The sequence below is a fragment of the Larsenimonas rhizosphaerae genome (genome assembly GCF_026240105.1).
Classification (GTDB): Bacteria; Pseudomonadota; Gammaproteobacteria; order Pseudomonadales; family Halomonadaceae; genus Larsenimonas; species Larsenimonas rhizosphaerae.
Window position 1 is genome coordinate 1,158,315 of record NZ_JAPIVE010000001.1, and the last position, 16,556, is coordinate 1,174,870.

The 16,556-nt window shown below is 58.3% G+C and carries 17 protein-coding genes; 2 read left to right on the plus strand and 15 right to left on the minus strand.

Going from position 1 to position 16,556, the window contains the following annotated elements:
- Positions 1-8: 8 nt before the first annotated feature.
- The 8 genes from pabC to OQ287_RS05420 form a co-directional block, all read right to left on the minus strand.
- Positions 9-833 carry an aminodeoxychorismate lyase gene (gene pabC, locus OQ287_RS05385; RefSeq protein ID WP_265895776.1) on the minus strand — a complete coding sequence of 275 codons (825 nt, stop codon included), beginning with the start codon at positions 831-833 and terminating at the stop codon, positions 9-11.
- A 5-nt stretch (positions 834-838) separates the two neighbouring features.
- A complete protein-coding gene (gene fabF, locus OQ287_RS05390; protein ID WP_265895777.1) occupies positions 839-2,071 on the minus strand; it encodes a beta-ketoacyl-ACP synthase II in 1,233 nt (410 codons plus the stop codon).
- A 257-nt stretch (positions 2,072-2,328) separates the two neighbouring features.
- Positions 2,329-2,562, minus strand: coding sequence for an acyl carrier protein (gene acpP, locus OQ287_RS05395; protein ID WP_250937436.1), 234 nt, complete (start codon positions 2,560-2,562; stop codon positions 2,329-2,331).
- A 95-nt stretch (positions 2,563-2,657) separates the two neighbouring features.
- Positions 2,658-3,401, minus strand: coding sequence for a 3-oxoacyl-ACP reductase FabG (gene fabG, locus OQ287_RS05400; RefSeq protein WP_250937439.1), 744 nt, complete (start codon positions 3,399-3,401; stop codon positions 2,658-2,660).
- A gap of 9 nt (positions 3,402-3,410) precedes the next feature.
- Entirely contained in the window at positions 3,411-4,370 is a 960-nt protein-coding gene (gene fabD, locus OQ287_RS05405; RefSeq protein ID WP_265895778.1) for an ACP S-malonyltransferase, read from the minus strand.
- A gap of 145 nt (positions 4,371-4,515) precedes the next feature.
- Positions 4,516-5,532, minus strand: coding sequence for a phosphate acyltransferase PlsX (gene plsX, locus OQ287_RS05410; protein WP_265895779.1), 1,017 nt, complete (start codon positions 5,530-5,532; stop codon positions 4,516-4,518).
- A 20-nt stretch (positions 5,533-5,552) separates the two neighbouring features.
- The gene (gene rpmF / locus OQ287_RS05415; protein ID WP_250937446.1) at positions 5,553-5,729 is read right to left on the minus strand and encodes a 50S ribosomal protein L32; all 177 of its coding nucleotides are present in this window, start codon (positions 5,727-5,729) and stop codon (positions 5,553-5,555) included.
- A gap of 28 nt (positions 5,730-5,757) precedes the next feature.
- Positions 5,758-6,285 (minus strand): YceD family protein, encoded by a 528-nt coding sequence (locus OQ287_RS05420; RefSeq protein WP_250937448.1) that lies wholly within the window; start codon positions 6,283-6,285, stop codon positions 5,758-5,760.
- A 92-nt stretch (positions 6,286-6,377) separates the two neighbouring features.
- Here OQ287_RS05420 and OQ287_RS05425 point away from each other — a divergent pair, with 92 nt between their 5' ends.
- On the plus strand, positions 6,378-6,995 hold the full coding sequence (locus tag OQ287_RS05425) for a Maf family protein (RefSeq protein WP_265895780.1): 618 nt from the start codon (positions 6,378-6,380) through the stop codon (positions 6,993-6,995).
- A gap of 15 nt (positions 6,996-7,010) precedes the next feature.
- Here OQ287_RS05425 and sppA read toward each other — a convergent pair whose 3' ends face one another.
- Genes sppA through OQ287_RS05440 form a run of 3 tightly spaced genes read right to left on the minus strand, consistent with a single transcriptional unit; the run spans position 7,011 to position 9,750 of the window.
- A complete protein-coding gene (gene sppA / locus OQ287_RS05430) occupies positions 7,011-8,048 on the minus strand; it encodes a signal peptide peptidase SppA (protein ID WP_265895781.1) in 1,038 nt (345 codons plus the stop codon).
- A 43-nt stretch (positions 8,049-8,091) separates the two neighbouring features.
- A complete protein-coding gene (locus tag OQ287_RS05435) occupies positions 8,092-8,754 on the minus strand; it encodes an HAD-IA family hydrolase (protein WP_265895782.1) in 663 nt (220 codons plus the stop codon).
- 48 nt (positions 8,755-8,802) lie between these two features.
- A complete protein-coding gene (locus OQ287_RS05440; protein WP_250937460.1) occupies positions 8,803-9,750 on the minus strand; it encodes an RluA family pseudouridine synthase in 948 nt (315 codons plus the stop codon).
- A 637-nt stretch (positions 9,751-10,387) separates the two neighbouring features.
- Here OQ287_RS05440 and rne point away from each other — a divergent pair.
- Positions 10,388-13,969 carry a ribonuclease E gene (gene rne, locus OQ287_RS05445; protein ID WP_265895783.1) on the plus strand — a complete coding sequence of 1,194 codons (3,582 nt, stop codon included), beginning with the start codon at positions 10,388-10,390 and terminating at the stop codon, positions 13,967-13,969.
- An 89-nt stretch (positions 13,970-14,058) separates the two neighbouring features.
- Here the strand turns inward: rne and murB are convergent, their stop codons facing one another.
- The 4 genes from murB to OQ287_RS05465 are packed head-to-tail and all read right to left on the minus strand — an operon-like array spanning position 14,059 to position 16,541.
- Positions 14,059-15,087, minus strand: coding sequence for a UDP-N-acetylmuramate dehydrogenase (gene murB, locus OQ287_RS05450; protein ID WP_265895784.1), 1,029 nt, complete (start codon positions 15,085-15,087; stop codon positions 14,059-14,061).
- On the minus strand, positions 15,084-15,584 hold the full coding sequence (locus tag OQ287_RS05455) for a low molecular weight protein-tyrosine-phosphatase (RefSeq protein ID WP_265895785.1): 501 nt from the start codon (positions 15,582-15,584) through the stop codon (positions 15,084-15,086). The genes murB and OQ287_RS05455 overlap by 4 nt, the downstream gene beginning before the upstream one ends.
- Complete coding sequence (kdsB, locus tag OQ287_RS05460; protein ID WP_265895786.1) at positions 15,571-16,353, minus strand: 3-deoxy-manno-octulosonate cytidylyltransferase; 783 nt, start codon at positions 16,351-16,353, stop codon at positions 15,571-15,573. Before kdsB ends, OQ287_RS05455 begins: the two co-directional genes overlap by 14 nt.
- Entirely contained in the window at positions 16,350-16,541 is a 192-nt protein-coding gene (locus OQ287_RS05465) for a Trm112 family protein (RefSeq protein ID WP_250937468.1), read from the minus strand. Before OQ287_RS05465 ends, kdsB begins: the two co-directional genes overlap by 4 nt.
- Positions 16,542-16,556: the final 15 nt, after the last annotated feature.

Below are 16,556 nucleotides of genomic sequence, written 5' to 3' on the forward strand. Positions count from 1 at the left end.
GGACGGCATCACTGTATCAAGGAGGGATAACCCAGAAAGGGGTGGGCGTCATGCTGAAAGGTACGATGCAGGGCAAGGTCATTCCACTCGGCAAGCAACTGCCCATCACTGCCCATGAGCCGCTCAAGGGGCCAGACGCCCTGCACCGAATTGAAAACCACAACCGCATCGCTATGGCTCAGACCAGCGGTATCTATCGCACTGATGGTCAAAAAGCCGGCATCCAGAAGCGCTGCTCGCAGCGTACCGGCAACACCACTATGGCGAAGGCCGGGCGTAAACCACTGCCCCTGCTCGCACCAGGCTACATTCATGCAGGTGCCTTCCACCAGCTCACCCCGAGCATCAAGAAGCAGACCCTCGGCAATTCGTGGGTCCGTCCACTCTCGACGCGCCATGACATTTTCGAGCCGACTCAGGTGCTTGATCCCTGCCAGTGCAGGCTGGTCCGACAGCACAAGATGACACAGGCGAGCCGTGATGCCTTGCCAGCATGCAGTATTCGCGTCAAAAGGCACGGCGCGACACTGCCAGGCCGGCTCGGCCACCGATGGGGGAAGATAGCCTCGTCCGCCTTCACCACGTGTCACGATCAGCTTGAAGACCGCATCGCCCTGCACCTGACTACAGGCAGCGGCCATCGCGTCGTGCAGGGCCTTTTCAGAAGGCAGTGAAATGCCCAGCCTGCGCCCGCCATCATGCAGGCGAGCGACATGGTACTTCCACAGCATGGGCGTTCCGTCACGTACCAGGATGGTTTCAAACATCCCGTCACCGTAAGCCAGTCCACGGTCGCCAAAGGAGACACCGGACGGCCCGTCCACAACACCCATGCTCATCAGACCCGACTGAAGACCAGCGACCCGTTCGTACCGCCAAACCCGAAGGAATTGGTCAGCACATGGTCGATGCGCATTTCTCGCGCAGTATGGGGCACATAATCCAGATTGCAGCCCTCACCCGGGTTATCCAGGTTAATGGTCGGCGGCGCTACATTATCACGCATGGCCAGTACCGATAGAATGGCCTCGACAGAGCCGGCTGCTCCCAGCAGATGGCCGATCATGGACTTGGTCGAACTGACCGCTACCCGTGATGCTGCATCACCCAGCACTGCTTCAATGGCCTGACTCTCGGCCGCATCGCCTGCCTGAGTCGAGGTTCCATGAGCATTGATGTAATCCACCTGATCACCATTGATTTCGGCATCCAGAAGCGCCTTGCGCATGGCCTGGCCGGCCCCGGTGCCGTTGGGTGAAGTAATGTGATAGGCGTCATCACTCATGCCAAAGCCCGTCAACTCGGCATAGATCGTCGCGCCACGGGCACGCGCATGTTCATATTCTTCCAGCACCATGACGCCGGCACCATCGGAAAGAACAAAACCATCACGATCCCTGTCCCAGGGCCGGCTGGCGGCCTGCGGATCATCATTGCGGGTGGACAGGGCTCGCGCCGAGCCGAAGCCCCCGATGCCCAGCGGCGTAGATGCCATTTCCGACCCGCCACAGACCATGACATCAGCATCACCGTAGGCGATGGTGCGCGCGGAGTACCCGATGTTGTGGGTACCTGTCGTGCAGGCCGTCGTGATCGCGATATTGGGGCCCTTGAAGCCGTGCATGATCGCCAGATTCCCGGCGATCATGTTGATGATCGAGCCGGGAACAAAAAAGGGCGAAATACGACGGGCACCGCCCTTGAGCATGGCGTTATGGTTATTCTCGATCATCGGCAAACCGCCGATACCGGAACCAATGGCTACACCGATACGCTCTGCGTTGTCCTCGGTGCACACGATGCCCGAATCCTGAATGGCCTGCGTGGCAGCCGCCACTCCATACTGGATGAACAGGTCCATCTTGCGGCCATCCTTGGGATTGAAATAGGCACCAGCATCAAAATTCCGGATGGGACCACTGAAGCGAGTATTGAAGCCTGTGGCATCAAAATGCTCGATCGGGCCGATACCACTCTTGCCGGCCTTGATGTTGGCCCATGTCTCGTCGACCGTGTTGCCAACGGGTGTCAGCATGCCAAGGCCGGTCACCACGACTCTTCTGCGAGACATTGCTACTCCTCCAAACTACCCAGTGATTGCGGGACCAGGCCGCGAAAAAATGTCATGCAGCAACAACTGCCGACAGCAAACCACGCATTATACCGATAATTGTGCCTGGTGGGATAATCAGCCCTCATCGATTTACTGGATGACAGCCATTCCATTGACCTTTGCCACGCACGTTAAAGCCCACATAAAGACGAAGCCGTTCTGTTACCAGAACGGCTTCGTCACCTGCAGGCGTCTAGCGACGCGCTCAACGCGGCTTACTGATGAGCGTTGATGTAATCGATGGCTTCCTGCACGGTGGTAATCTTTTCCGCTTCCTCGTCGGGAATTTCAGTATCAAATTCCTCTTCAAGCGCCATCACCAGTTCTACGGTGTCCAGAGAGTCCGCGCCAAGATCTTCGGTGAAAGAAGAGCTGTTCTGGATCTCGTCTTCCTTGACATTCAGCCGTTCGGCTACGACTTTCTTTACGCGCTCTTCGATGGTACTCATTATCTCGTTACTCCTAGTAGGACGAATCCGCTAGCTCAAATCAGCGGGTAGTTTATAGGCCGGCACCGGACGACGCAACCGCGCCGCCACAGTTATCAGCGCATATTCATGCCGCCATTGACATGGATGGTTTCACCAGTGATATAGCCTGCCTGATCACTGGCAAGAAAGCCTACGGCGGCCGCGATCTCTTCCGGCCGCCCCAGACGGGACAACGGCACCTGAGACAACAACGCCTCACGATGCTCTTCGGGTAATTTCTCGGTCATGTCCGTTGCAATGAACCCGGGCGCAATGCAATTGACGGTAATGTTCCGCGAGCCTACTTCACGCGCCAGCGAGCGGGAGAACCCTTCCATGCCCGCCTTGGCGGCAGCATAGTTGGTCTGCCCCAGATTACCAGAGGCGGCCACGACCGAGCTGATGCTGATAATACGGCCAAATCGTGCTTTCGTCATGCCCCGCAGGCATGCCTTGGAAACACGGTAGACGGATTTGAGATTGGTATCCATCACCGAATCCCACTCATGCTCCTTCATGCGCATCAGCAGGTTGTCCTGGGTAATGCCGGCATTGTTGACCAGAACCGTCGGCGCAGCATGCGTCTCGGCAATGTGCTTCAGCACGCCATCAATGGATTCGGCACTGGTAACGTCCAGCATCAGCCCCATACCGTCGACATTCAGGGCCGCCAGATCCTCACTGATCCGCCGAGCGCCGTCTTCAGTAGTCGCAGTACCGATAACGATGAAACCCTGCTGCCCCAGCTGACGGGCGATGGCCTGACCAATACCCCGACTGGCACCTGTTACCAGCGCTACCTTGCGTTCATCTGACATTCGAAGGACTCACTTGTTGTCGCTTGTGCTTTCCCGGGCCATCTCCAGCGCACTGGCCAGACTTTCCGGGTCATTGATGGCCTGACCGCGAATACCACGATTGATCCGCTTGCCAAGGCCTGTCAACACCTTGCCGGGGCCACATTCGATAAAGGTCGTGGCACCCTGCTCTACCATGGCATTGACACAGTCGGTCCATAGAACCGGCTTGTAAAGCTGTTGAACCAGATTGTCGGACAGCGTCGCCGTATTATCGGGCGCCAGCGCATCAACATTCTGAACCACCTGGTAACGCGGTACCCGCACATCCATGTCACCCAGGGCATCGGCCAGCACTCGAGAGGCCGGCTCCATCAACGCGCAATGGGATGGTACGGAGACCGGCAGCGAGATGGCTCGCTTGGCACCCGCTTCCTGACAGGCGGCAATGGCACGTTCGACGGCAGAACGGTTACCGGCAATCACTACCTGACCCGGCGCATTGTAGTTAACCGCCGCAACGATTTCACCCTGAGACGCATCATGACACGCCGCTTCCACGGTTGCATTATCCAGGCCCAGCACGGCGGCCATGGCTCCAACGCCCTGAGGTACCGCGGCCTGCATGGCCTCCCCCCGGCGGCGCACCAGGCGAACCGCGTCAGCAAAGCCAAGAGCACCAGAGCAGACCAGGGCACTGTACTCACCGAGACTGTGTCCCGCCATGACATGTGGGCGCGGGCCTTCAAGCTCCTGCCACACACGCCAGATGGCCACACTGGCAGTCAGCAGTGCAGGCTGGGTGCAGGCCGTTTCGTTAAGCGCCTCGGCAGGCCCTTCCTGAACCACGTTCCACAAGTCATAGCCCAGTGCCTGGGCACCTTCCTCGAAGGTCGTTCGCACCACGCTGTAGCGCTCGGCCAGCTCTCTGAGCATGCCAATCTGCTGAGAGCCCTGACCGGGGAACACGAAGGCCAGAGAGTTGGTCATGACAGTCACCTATATCTGTTCTCGTTGAATACCGAAGCAGGGCCAGCGGCCCGCCATACGCTTTCCTGATCAGTTGATTGATCAGGAAAGCGTACCGGCGCGCATCATACGCGAGCCTGCCCATGAGCAAAACCTTGTTCTTGCGTTATTCCCCGACAAGCCACTCCGATAATCGCTCGGGCAAGCGCTGGGAGGCCTCCAGAGCCGCGCGACGAACCGCAAAGGAAAATCCCCGGGCATCCGCGCCGCCATGACTTTTCACCACCGTCCCGGCCAGACCAAGAAAGCTGGCCCCATTGTAGCGCACCGGGTCGAGCTCCTCGCGAAAGCGGCTCAGCGCAGGACGTGCCAGCAGGCTTACCAACCGCGTACGCCAGCTGTGCTCGAATGTCTGCTGAAGTCGCTGGCCCAGCATTCGTGCCAGCCCTTCACTGCTCTTGAGCACGACATTACCTACCGCTCCGTCGCACACCACCACATCCACTTTGCCGGAAAATATGGCGTCACCCTCCACAAACCCCACATAATCAAAACCGCTTGAGGGTGAGGATCTGAGCAGTGCGTCAACATCCCGCACACGACGCTCGCCACGCCCTGGCTCGACTCCTACGTTCAAAAGCGCCACTCTCGGACATGCCAGCCCATCAACAATACTGGCCATGGCAGCACCCATCCGTGCAAATTGTGCAAGATTTCGAGGAGGCGAGTCGACATTGGCACCAAGGTCCAGCATGTAACAGCGCCCATCGCGCTCCGAGGGGATGGCGGCACTGATCGCCGGTCGCTCCAACCCGGCACTCATGCCGATATAGTGACGGGCCAACGCCATCAGTGCGCCGGTATGCCCGCCACTGACACACGCCTGCGCCCTGCCATCACTGAGTGCGAGAAGGCATTGATGCATGCTTGACGTATCAGGAGCTCTCAGGACCCGAGAAGGCCGGACATCATCACCCACCACATGCTCTGCATGCACAAGGGACATGCGCTCACGTGCATCGCGTAGCGAAGCGGGTAAAGCTTCCAGAAAGGGATACAGGACGTCGGAGGGACCAAACAGTGTGGCGCTGTACTCGGCGTTGGCGGCAAGTGCCTGAGCCACCCCGCGCACAGTAGTGCGGGGACCGAAGTCCCCGCCCATGGCATCAACAGCGATACGCACCGATGTGCGCTCAGTGTCGATTATGCGTCGATTTCGACAACCTGACGCCCGCGGTAGAAACCGTCAGGAGCGACGTGGTGACGACGATGCGTCGTGCCGGTTTCCTTGTCTACCGTCAGAGTAGGTGCGCTCAGCGCGTCGTGTGAGCGACGCATGCCGCGCTTGGAACGGGTCTTGCGGTTCTTTTGGACAGCCATGACAGGTCTCCAGTCGTGATTACAAAAATCAGTGTTTGTCTTTCAGCGAGCCGAGCACACTGAAAGGATTGGGTTTGGTCTCTTCACTGACCGCATCGGCATCTCCACTTTTGAGGTCTTCCTGACGAACAGGGCAGTCACTCTCATCGTGGTAGACGACCTGAGGCAGTGTCAGCAACAGCTCGTCTTCAACAACCGGGAGCAGATCGAGCTGCTCGTCTTCCACAAACACCGGCTCGTAGCGGCCCGGCAAGCGAGCTGCAAGTTCGTCAGTGGTCACCAGCCCCAGCAGAAACGAGCTGTCCAGTGATACCGGAAGCGGCTGAAGGCAGCGTTGACACCGCATATCAACATCGGCCCTTAGCCGGCCTTCGATATAGTGTTGACGCTGCATGTCGATACCGAACACCAGTTCGACCTGACACTCGTTGACCTGGTCACCAATCGCGTCGACCAAACGCGAAAAATGGGCAAGCGGAAGAGACCCGCTCAGGAGTTCACCCTGAGAGGCCAGCCGATAAGGCTCAACGGTCTTTGGCAATCGTGTGGTTGACATAGGCGCGCAATAATAGGGATTGTCCCGGGCGCTGTCAAAGTCTATCGCGCTCAACCCCGGCACCGGGCGCATTCGCCTCAAAAGGAAATACCATGACCGACCACCCTGCCCCACACCCTGCACGGCCTCGTTTGGTGCTGGCATCCAGTTCACCCTGGCGACGTCAGTTACTGGAGAGACTAACATCGTCCTTCGAGTGCCATTCACCGGACATCGATGAGACACCCCACAGGGACGAGCCCCCGGAAGTACTGGTCGCTCGACTGGCACGACAAAAGGCAGAAAAAACGGCCATTCCTCATGCCGGCAGCATTATTGTCGGCAGTGATCAGATTGCCCTGCATGATGGCAGCATTCTCGGAAAGCCGGGCCACATGGACGCCGCCTTCGACCAGCTCAGCCGATTTTCAGGCCAGCATGTACGCTTCCTGACCGCCCTGACCGTCATCGATCCCGCAGGCATGGCGCGCCACCATACAGAGCCCTTTGACGTCTACTTCAGACACCTCACAGCAGAGGAAATCAACGCCTATCTTGCCCGTGAGCACCCTCTTGACTGCGCAGGAAGCTTTCGCATGGAGGGGCTGGGTATCACGCTGTTCGAACGACTGGATGGTCGTGACCCCAACGCACTGATCGGCCTGCCCCTCATTGCACTGTGCCGCCTGCTGCGCGAAAGCGGCATGGACCCCCTGCTCGCCATGCCGTGACGGCGAACAGAGTGCTTACGGCACCTGATAACGCACAGGAGACCCTGTGGACTGACTGCCTATCCCAAGCCACTGGGCCGCGACCTGGCCCAGCTGGCGCGACAGCCGTTCAAGGGGATCCGGTGACAGGGTATAGTCAACAGCCTGCTCCACGCTGAAACGGTCACGAATCAGCTGATCAAAGGTGGCCACTCCATCGGTCAGGCCATTGACCTGCGCCTGCTCTCCCGTCCATACCAGCCCGGAAAAAAGGGCAGGATCCGAGGCAAGTCGATCACCGCGACCAGCCTTCACATCATTGATGAACTGCTGGTGCGTGGTATCGAGAATGGTTTTCCAGAAGTCACGCTGAGCCTGGGTCACATCTCGAAAGGGATCAAGCAGGTCCTTGTTTTCACCCGCCGTAAAGACTCGCCGCTCTACCCCCAGGCGACCGATGGCCTCCTTGAAGCCAAAGCCCGAGTAGATGACACCGATCGAGCCCACCAGACTGGCCGGCGCCGCATAGATATCATCGGCCGCCGCAGCGATGTAATAGGCACCACTGGCCCCGATATCCTCGATGACTGCCACTACCGGCCTGTCGGGAGAGTGTCCCTTTAGTCGTCGAATTTCCTGATAGATGCGCTGAGACTGCACCGGCGACCCACCAGGACTATTGATACGCAGTACGATGGCTCGGGCCTTTTCGTCATCAAAGGCATCATGCAATCCCTTGATCACGGTATCGGCACTGGCCGGCCCCTCGGCATCGATCACACCATTGATCCGCACGGTAGCCACATGCGGACCGCCGCCACCTCGGGCTCCCGCGTCAACATCAAGCGACCCCACGCCCCGGTAAACCCCGAATACCAGCAGACCGAACAGGCCGATATAAACAAGGCGAAAAAAGATCCTCCAGCGCCGTGATCGACGCTGCTCCCGCGTAATTTCCTGCACCCAGCGATCCATCAACCGCGCCTGATCATCCGGGGCACTCCGTGAACGTGACGGTGCAGGCCGCTCATCGCGGCCTTCCGCCCAGGGGTCAGACGAATCATGATCGCTCATGCCATACACTCCATTGGCCAGAAATAACGCAAAAAAAGCGCCATCACACGGCGCGCTCAATCCAGTTCACAAGCGCTGAAAAATCAGCCGTTTCATACACCGGGGCATGACGCCGCAACACTTCCGGGGCATGAACCCCATAGGTCATGGCCACACGATCCATGCCCAGTCGCTGTGCCATTTCAAGGTCATAGGAGGTGTCACCGACCATCAAGGCCCTGTCAACCGGCACATTCAGCTGTTCCAGCAGCTCTTCAAGCATCAGCGGTGAGGGTTTTGACTCGGTAAGATCTGCCGTCCGACTGGCTGCAAACCAGTGCCCACAGGCATGGCTTTCGAACTGCCGATCGAGCCCGCGTCTACTCTTGCCCGTAGCCACCGCAAGCGTCAGACCAGGCTGTCGGTGCAACCGGTCCAGGCCCTGCCTGACGCCCGGAAAGAACTGCATCGGGGCATCATGCGTCTCGGCTGCCACGAAATAATCGGCGTAATACTGCCGCATGACCTCACGCTGAGGAGCAGACAACGACGGACACAACACAAGAATCGCTTCCGGTAGCCCCAGCCCGATGATATGACGCACCGCCTCCGATGACAGGGAGCCGGCTCCTGCCGCCAGGGCTGCTCGTTGCATACAGCTCACGATGCGCGCCTGGGAATCCATCAAGGTGCCATCCCAGTCAAAAATGATCAGTTGATATTTCATCTCTACTCCGCCCGGAAAACACCACTCACCTGTAAAGAAAACAAATGCTCAGGTTAAAAGCCGCGCTCGAGCCAGCGCCGAGGTCAATTCATCGCCCATACGCGCCTTGATGGTAACTTCCCGGCCACTGGTCGGGTCAGGAAAGCTCAACTGGTGGGCATGAAGGAACAGGCGCTCAAGGCCGATGCGTCTGGCCATCTGCTCACCTTCCCGAGAACCGTACTTCCGGTCCGACAGCAAGGAATGCCCAGCATGCTGGGCATGCACACGGATCTGATGCGTTCGTCCGGTAATCGGCTCAGCCTCCATCAGTGTCATGCCTGCGAAGGTCTCGACCACGTTGAAGCGGGTTCGGGAGCGTTTGCCATTCTTGTCGACACGCACACGACGCTCACCATTACCGGCATCATAGCGATCCAGTGGTGCACTCACCCAGTCGCGTCGAGCCGGCCAGCGACCTTCCACGAGGGCCAAGTAGCGCTTGTCCATTTTCTTCTGCTTGAGGGCATCATTGAGCGTTACCAGTGCATCACGCGTCTTGGCAAGCAGCAAACACCCTGATGTATCCCGATCCAGCCGATGGACCAGTTCAAGGAAGGTCAGGTCAGTACGGATCTGTCGCAGGGCCTCGATCAGCCCGATCTTGACGCCACTGCCGCCATGGACAGGCAGCCCGGAAGGCTTGTTGATGACCAGCCAGGCATCGGATTCGGCCAGCACACTGCCGGCCAGCACATTCTTGAGATTATCACTGACTTCTCGAACGGCTTCCTCGGGCTTCAGGCGCAGCGGTGGTACCCGCACCAGATCACCGATAACCAGTCGCTGATCTACCTTCGCCCGTTTTTTGTTGACTCGCACCTCACCTTTTCGAATGATGCGATAAATCAGGGTTCGCGGCGCACCCTTGAGCCGCGTCAGCAAAAAGTTGTCCAGACGCTGACCGGCATGGCCACTGTCAATCTCTATCCACTGTACGTCACGCCCTTCAGCCATCCGACATCCTCGTAGCTTGATACATCGATAAGGTGGCCATCTTAACGGATAATTTGACCACGGGGGCGAATTGCTGGGGTGGGGGTTAACTGATATATTGCCAGAGCTTGGACAGGGCCTTTATTTCCTGTTGAAGCGCCTGCACTTTTTCGAGAACACGCAGGCCAAAGCAACGAATAAGATCGGTATGAAATACCCGTTTATGTAATGCCCGGCTTTCTTTAGAAGTTCGGGAAAATAATGACCTCCGTGTCGAAGACCGGCGGCGTTGCATCGGCAAATGCCAGGTGTCTGGTGATAGAAACAAGGACCGGTAGATGACACATCACCGCGACATGTCCTGATATTACCGCGTACTCATCATGATCACGTCATGTACTGATGGCCAAGGCCGTCAAAGGCATGCAAGGCATTCTCGACATGCATTGAGCACAACACACTGCAGACCCGTTCGGCGTCGTTGATGTTTTGAACCCATACTGACGCCTTTTTTGCACGCGGTGTGAAGGGCACGAAAATGACAACTTGTCATCGATGCCAAGGCATCCCTGAACAACTGTTCGCCTTCACCCGTGACATGAAGGCCCTGTAGTGGTTCATGACAGTCTCTCGATGCGCTCTTGTTTTGCGAGACACCATGAAACGAATGTTGATTAACGGCACCCAGCCGGAAGAGCTGCGGGTAGCCATGGTAGACGGACAGCGGATTTACGATCTTGATATCGAATCCGGTGCTCGGGAACAGAAAAAAGCCAATATTTATCGCGGCAAGATTACTCGCGTAGAGCCCAGCCTTGAAGCCGCCTTCGTCGACTTTGGTGCAGACCGCCACGGGTTCCTGCCGATGAAGGAAATTTCTCGCGAATATTTCGTGAAGGATGTCAGCGGTCGCCCCAACATTCGTGAAGTCCTGCGCGAAGGCCAGGAAGTCATTGTTCAGGTCGACAAGGAAGAACGTGGCAACAAGGGTGCAGCCCTGACCACGTTTGTAAGCCTGGCAGGACGCTTTCTGGTACTGATGCCCAACAACCCGCGTGCCGGCGGTATTTCACGCCGCATCGAGGGCGAGGAACGTGCCGAACTCAAGGAAGCCATGAGCAAGCTCGACATGCCCGAGAAAATGGGCGTGATCGTGCGTACGGCCGGTATCGGCCGCTCGGCAGAAGAGCTTCAGTGGGATCTCAGGTATCTGACTCAGGTATGGGAAGCCATCACTGAAGAAGCCGGCAAGCGCTCGGCTCCGTTTCTTATCTATCGCGAATCCAATGTCATCATTCGGGCAATGCGCGACTACCTGCGTCAGGACATCGGTGAAGTCCTGATCGACAGCCCCAGCATACATGAAGAAGCACTGGCCTTTGTCCGTACGGTCATGCCGACCTATGAAAGCAAGATCAAGCTCTATACCGATGACGTTCCGCTCTTCTCACGTTTTCAGATCGAATCACAGATCGAAACGGCTTATCAGCGTGATGTGAAACTGCCCTCCGGCGGCTCGATTGTCATCGACCATACCGAAGCGCTGGTCTCCATCGATATCAACTCTGCCCGTGCCACCAAGGGCAGCGACATCGAGGAAACGGCCCTTCAGACCAATCTTGAGGCGGCAGAAGAAATCGCTCGCCAGCTGCGCCTGCGTGATATCGGCGGCCTGATCGTGATCGACTTCATCGACATGTCACCGGCCCGCAACCGCCGCGATGTCGAAAATCGTCTTCGCGACTCGGTCAAGCTTGATCGTGCACGCGTGCAAACCGGCAGCATTTCCCGCTTTGGCCTGATGGAAATGTCACGCCAGCGTCTTCGCCCCTCTCTGGGTGAAACCAGTGGCGTAGTATGCCCGCGATGTGACGGTCAGGGCACCATCCGTGACGTTCGCTCACTGTCGCTGTCGGTCATGCGTCTGATTGAAGAAGAGGCCATGAAGGAACGCAGCTCCCAGATTCGTGCCCTTCTGCCGGTGCCGGTTGCCACCTATCTTCTGAATGAAAAACGCAGCGTCCTGGCCGCCGTCGAGGAGCGTCAGAACGTCAAGGTAGTCCTTCTGCCACAACCGGACATGGACACGCCTCACTATGAAGTGCAGCGCTTCCGTGACGATCAGATGGATGAAGATGATATCGGCAAGCCCAGCTTCGAGCTCTCGGCCGAAATCGAACACCAGCTTCATGATGATGCCCTTTCGGCTGAAAAACCCATTCAGCGTACCGAGGCAGCCGTCAAGATGGTGGCTCATGCCCCTGCGCCTGCTTCACTCAAGCAAAACGATGACGCTGCACCAGCAGCTCAGCCTGAACAGGCACAGCCCACAGGCTTCATGGGTCGACTGTTCCGCGGCATGAGCAGACTGCTCGGTTCCGAGTCTGACATTCCCGCAGAGACCCCTCCTGCCCGCCCGGCCACTCGCGAAAAACAGGCTGCCCCCACCAGGCCGACGACAGCCGGCACCGGCAAGGACGGCAGCAATGCATCGTCCGGTACGCGCACTGGCAAAACAGCCGACACCGAGCGCAAGCCGGCTGCCAATGAGCGCAAGTCGGATGACAACGAACGTACGCCTGCCAGCGAAGGCAACAACGGACGCCCTGACAAGCGCCGCAATGCCAACCGTGACCAGGATGGAGAGCGTGACGACAAAAACAGTTCTTCCAACCGTGACCGTCGAAACGGCAAAAACGGCAAGGGCAATAGCGATACACGTGAGCCCCAGGCCAAAAACGATGATCGCAACGCAAATCGGAAGAACAATAGTGGCAACGACCGCAAGCCATCCCAGGCGGATCGCACCGATAAATCCTCGGACAAGCCCGCCGAGAACAAACCGGTAGACTCCAAGGCCGCCGACACAAGTCACACAGCGACGGATACCAGCGGTTCAGGCACCACGCAGGAAGAGCAGCCGACCGGCAAGCCCAAGCGTACGCGTAATAATCCGCGCAATCGCACTCGCAAGCAGGCACTGAATCCCAGTGCTGTTGCCGAGCAGGAAACCCTGCAGGCGCAGGGAGACAATGCTGCGCCATCAACGGATACGGCACCCGCACAGGGCAAGCCGACTCATGGCACCCCCACTGCCGAATCGGTACCCAGTGCCCAGTCGCCTGACAGCACCACGAAGAAGGAAGGCAGGACGGAAGCTACAGGAGAGACGGGCACACGTGCCCCCAGCCTGTATCACAAGACACCGCCCTCTTCACGTGGCACGTCGAGAAAAGAAGACAGCACTCAATCTGCCGACGCACAGTCAGCCGACAGCAAATCAGCAGACGCCAGCGCCAAGGCGACCGAGTCAGCCAACGCCAAACCGGCAGATGCCAAGGCAACTAAGCCGGCCAGTGCCAAAACGGCAGATGCAAAAGCGACTGAACCGGCCAACGCCAAACCGGCAGATGCCAAACCGGCAGATGCCAAGGCAACTGAATCAGCCAGCACCAAACCGGCAGATGCCAAGGCAACTGAACCGGCCAACGCCAAACCGGCAGATGCCAAGGCAACTGAATCGGCCAGCACCAAACCGGCAGATGCCAAGGCAACTGAATCGGCCAGCACCAAACCGGCAGATGCCAAGGCAACTGAATCGGCCAGCACCAAACCGGCAGATGCCAAGGCGACTGAATCGGCCAGCACCAAACCGGCAGATGCCAAGGTGACTGAATCGGCCAGCGCCAAACCGGCAGATGCCAAGGCAACTGAATCAGCCAGCACCAAACCGGCAGATGCCAAGGCAACTGAATCGGCCAGCGCCAAACCGGCAGATGCCAAGGCAACTGAATCGGCCAGCGCCAAACCGGCAGATGCAAAAGCGACTGAGTCGGCCAGCACCAAACCGGCAGATGCCAAGGTGACTGAATCGGCCAGCGCCAAACCGGCAGATGCAAAAGCGACTGAGTCGGCCAGAAACAAACCGGCAGATGCCAAGGCGACTGAATCGGCCAGCGCCAAACCGGCAGATGCAAAAGCGACCGAGTCAGCCAACGCCAAACCGGCAGACACTCTGGCAGAGAAAGCCTCACCGGGCACAACACCTGCCATTGCCCGCGCCGGCACTACAGCAGTGGAGCCAGCCATAAGCGCTGACAATGCAGACAAGGCCGGGAGCGATACCGCGCCTCCCAAGGGCGCCGGGCTTACATCCCGCGGTCGGGCCTACAACGACCCACGGGAAGTCAAGCGTCGCCAACGGCAGCAGCAGAAGGATCAGGACGCCAGTCAGACCTGATCCGGGGCGCTTGACGTGCCCTCACAAAAAGCCCCTCGGTTGAGGGGCTTTTTTTATAGGTCGGCAGGATAGATAGCATCATCTTAAGGTCAATGTGCCGGTAGCTCACCCCAGAAACCAGGCTCACGCTCCAGCACGACCCCGAAACGACCCTGCACGGTCTCGGCTATATAATCGGACAGCGCCAACACATCCTCCGCGTTACCACGGCCATCATGGGTCAGGACAAGCGCCTGACGATCATGAATGCCCACGCCTTCCGGCCACTTCAATCCCTTGAGACCACACTGATCGATCAACCAGGCCGCGGCTACCTTTGCACCGGCACTATCCACCGGATAGATGGGTATTGAAGGATAGTCGCGCTTCAAGCGCTCTATTACGTCCAGAGACACGATCGGGTTTTTGAAAAAACTGCCGGCATTGCCGATATCTGCCGGGTCAGGCAGCTTGGATCGGCGAAGAGCCGTTACAGCATCTGCGACAGTACGGGGTGAAAGCGCAGCCTGCTCCGCCAGATGCGTAAGCCCCTGGTAGCCCAGGCGAGGAGACGGCGTGCGGGACAAGCGCAGCACGACACGTACAATAACGACCTGACCGGCCAGCGCCTGCTTGAAAATGCTGTCGCGATATCCAAACAGGCATTGCGCCGAAGACAGAATGCGATAGGCACCGCTCTCCAGCTCGATCAAATGGACTTCATGCACGACATCAGACAGCTCGACACCATAGGCACCAATATTCTGAACAGGTGCAGCGCCTGTCGTACCGGGAATCAGCGCCAGGTTCTCGATGCCCCACCACCCGGCATCACAGCAACGAAGCACCAGCGCATGCCAGTCGATACCAGCTTCAACATGCAGCAACCGGTCAGCCTCGTTGAGCCACTCGCCAAACCAGCAGCCCTGCCCGGTATATCTCAGTACCAGACCTGATACTACAGATGGCAAAATGACATTACTGCCGCCCCCCAGCACACGGACACGCCACTGTCGTGACTGCGCGATCGCAAGAGTGTCACGCAGCGAGGCAATCGTATCGACCTCACACCACCATTGCGCTCGAGCAGGAAGACGCAGTGTATTGCGCGCCGCAAGATCAATATCCTGACGCATCATGCCTGCCACGGGGCCATTCGCTGAAGTTCATTCAGAAAGGCGTCGCTGGCCTGATCCACCAGTGCATAGACCTGATCAAACGCCTCATTGCCTTCCCCATAGGGGTCAGGTACATCCGTGACATCAAGACGTGGCGCAAACGGCAGGAAAAGCGCAATTCGGGCACGAGCATGCGGGGGGGAACGCCGCTTTATATCACGCAGATTCGCGCTATCCATGGCCAGAATCCAGTCAAAGCGCTCGAAATCGCTGTCATCCAACTGCCGTGCTCGCAAATCATCCAGGGACAGGCCTCGATCAGCGGCGGCACGGCGGGCCCCCGGGTCTGGCGGCTGACCGACATGCCAGTCACCGGTACCACAGGAATCGATCAGAATGTGCTCTGCCAATCCAGCCTGGGCCACCTTGCTCCTGAAGACGCCTTCAGCTGTAGGTGACCGGCAGATATTGCCCAGGCACACGAACAATACGCGAATGCAGCGTTCACGGTTCGCCATGCGACCTCCGAATCCAGCCACGTACACGCTCAAGGTCTTCCTGAGTATCTACTCCGGGTGGATATGCTCCCTCACACAGGGTGACCTGAATGTGATGTCCATGATACAGCGCCCGTAGCTGTTCCAGCTGTTCACACTGTTCCAGAGGCGCTTCCGGCCAGTTCACATATGCCTGCAAAAACCCTACCCGGTAGGCATAAAGACCTATATGGCGGTGCCAGCCGGCACCAGGCAGCGCAGGCGCAAGCTCGGCAGACAGCGTAAAGGCATCACGCTGCCATGGGATGGGGGCCCGCGAAAAATAAAGGGCCCGGCCGTAGCGATCGCAGACCACCTTGACCACATGCGGCGAGGCCAGCGTCTCGATGGCATCGATCGGCTCGGCCAGAGTGGCAATCGAAGCCTGCGGCACGGCATGCAGGGTATGCGCAACCTGGTCGATCAGTTCCGGTGGAATCAAGGGTTCATCGCCCTGGACGTTGACCATACAGGTCTCGGCATCCAGCCCGAGCTGCTCGGCGACATCAGCCAGCCGGGAAGTACCGTTCGGATGATCCGGCCGAGTCATGATCACTTCAGCACCCGCCCGGGAAGCGACTTCACCGACGCGCGCATCATCCGTGGCTACCACCACCCGGGAAGACGATGACTTGAGTGCCTGCCGCCACACGCGAACCACCATGGGCTCGCCTTCGATATCAACCAGCGGCTTGCCCGGCAGACGCGTCGAGCCGAACCTGGCAGGAATCACGGTAACGAACCTGCTCATGACGGTTTGGCCATGACCTCATCGGCGTCCATCACACGGGCTTCTTCAACCAGCATGACAGGAATGCCATCACGAATGGGATAGGCCAGGCCACTCTGACGACACTTGAGTTCATTGGCAGCACGATCGTATTCAAGCGATGCCTGGCTTTGCGGACATACCAGCATTGCCAACAGTTCCTTGTCCATGTCTTCTCTCCAAAG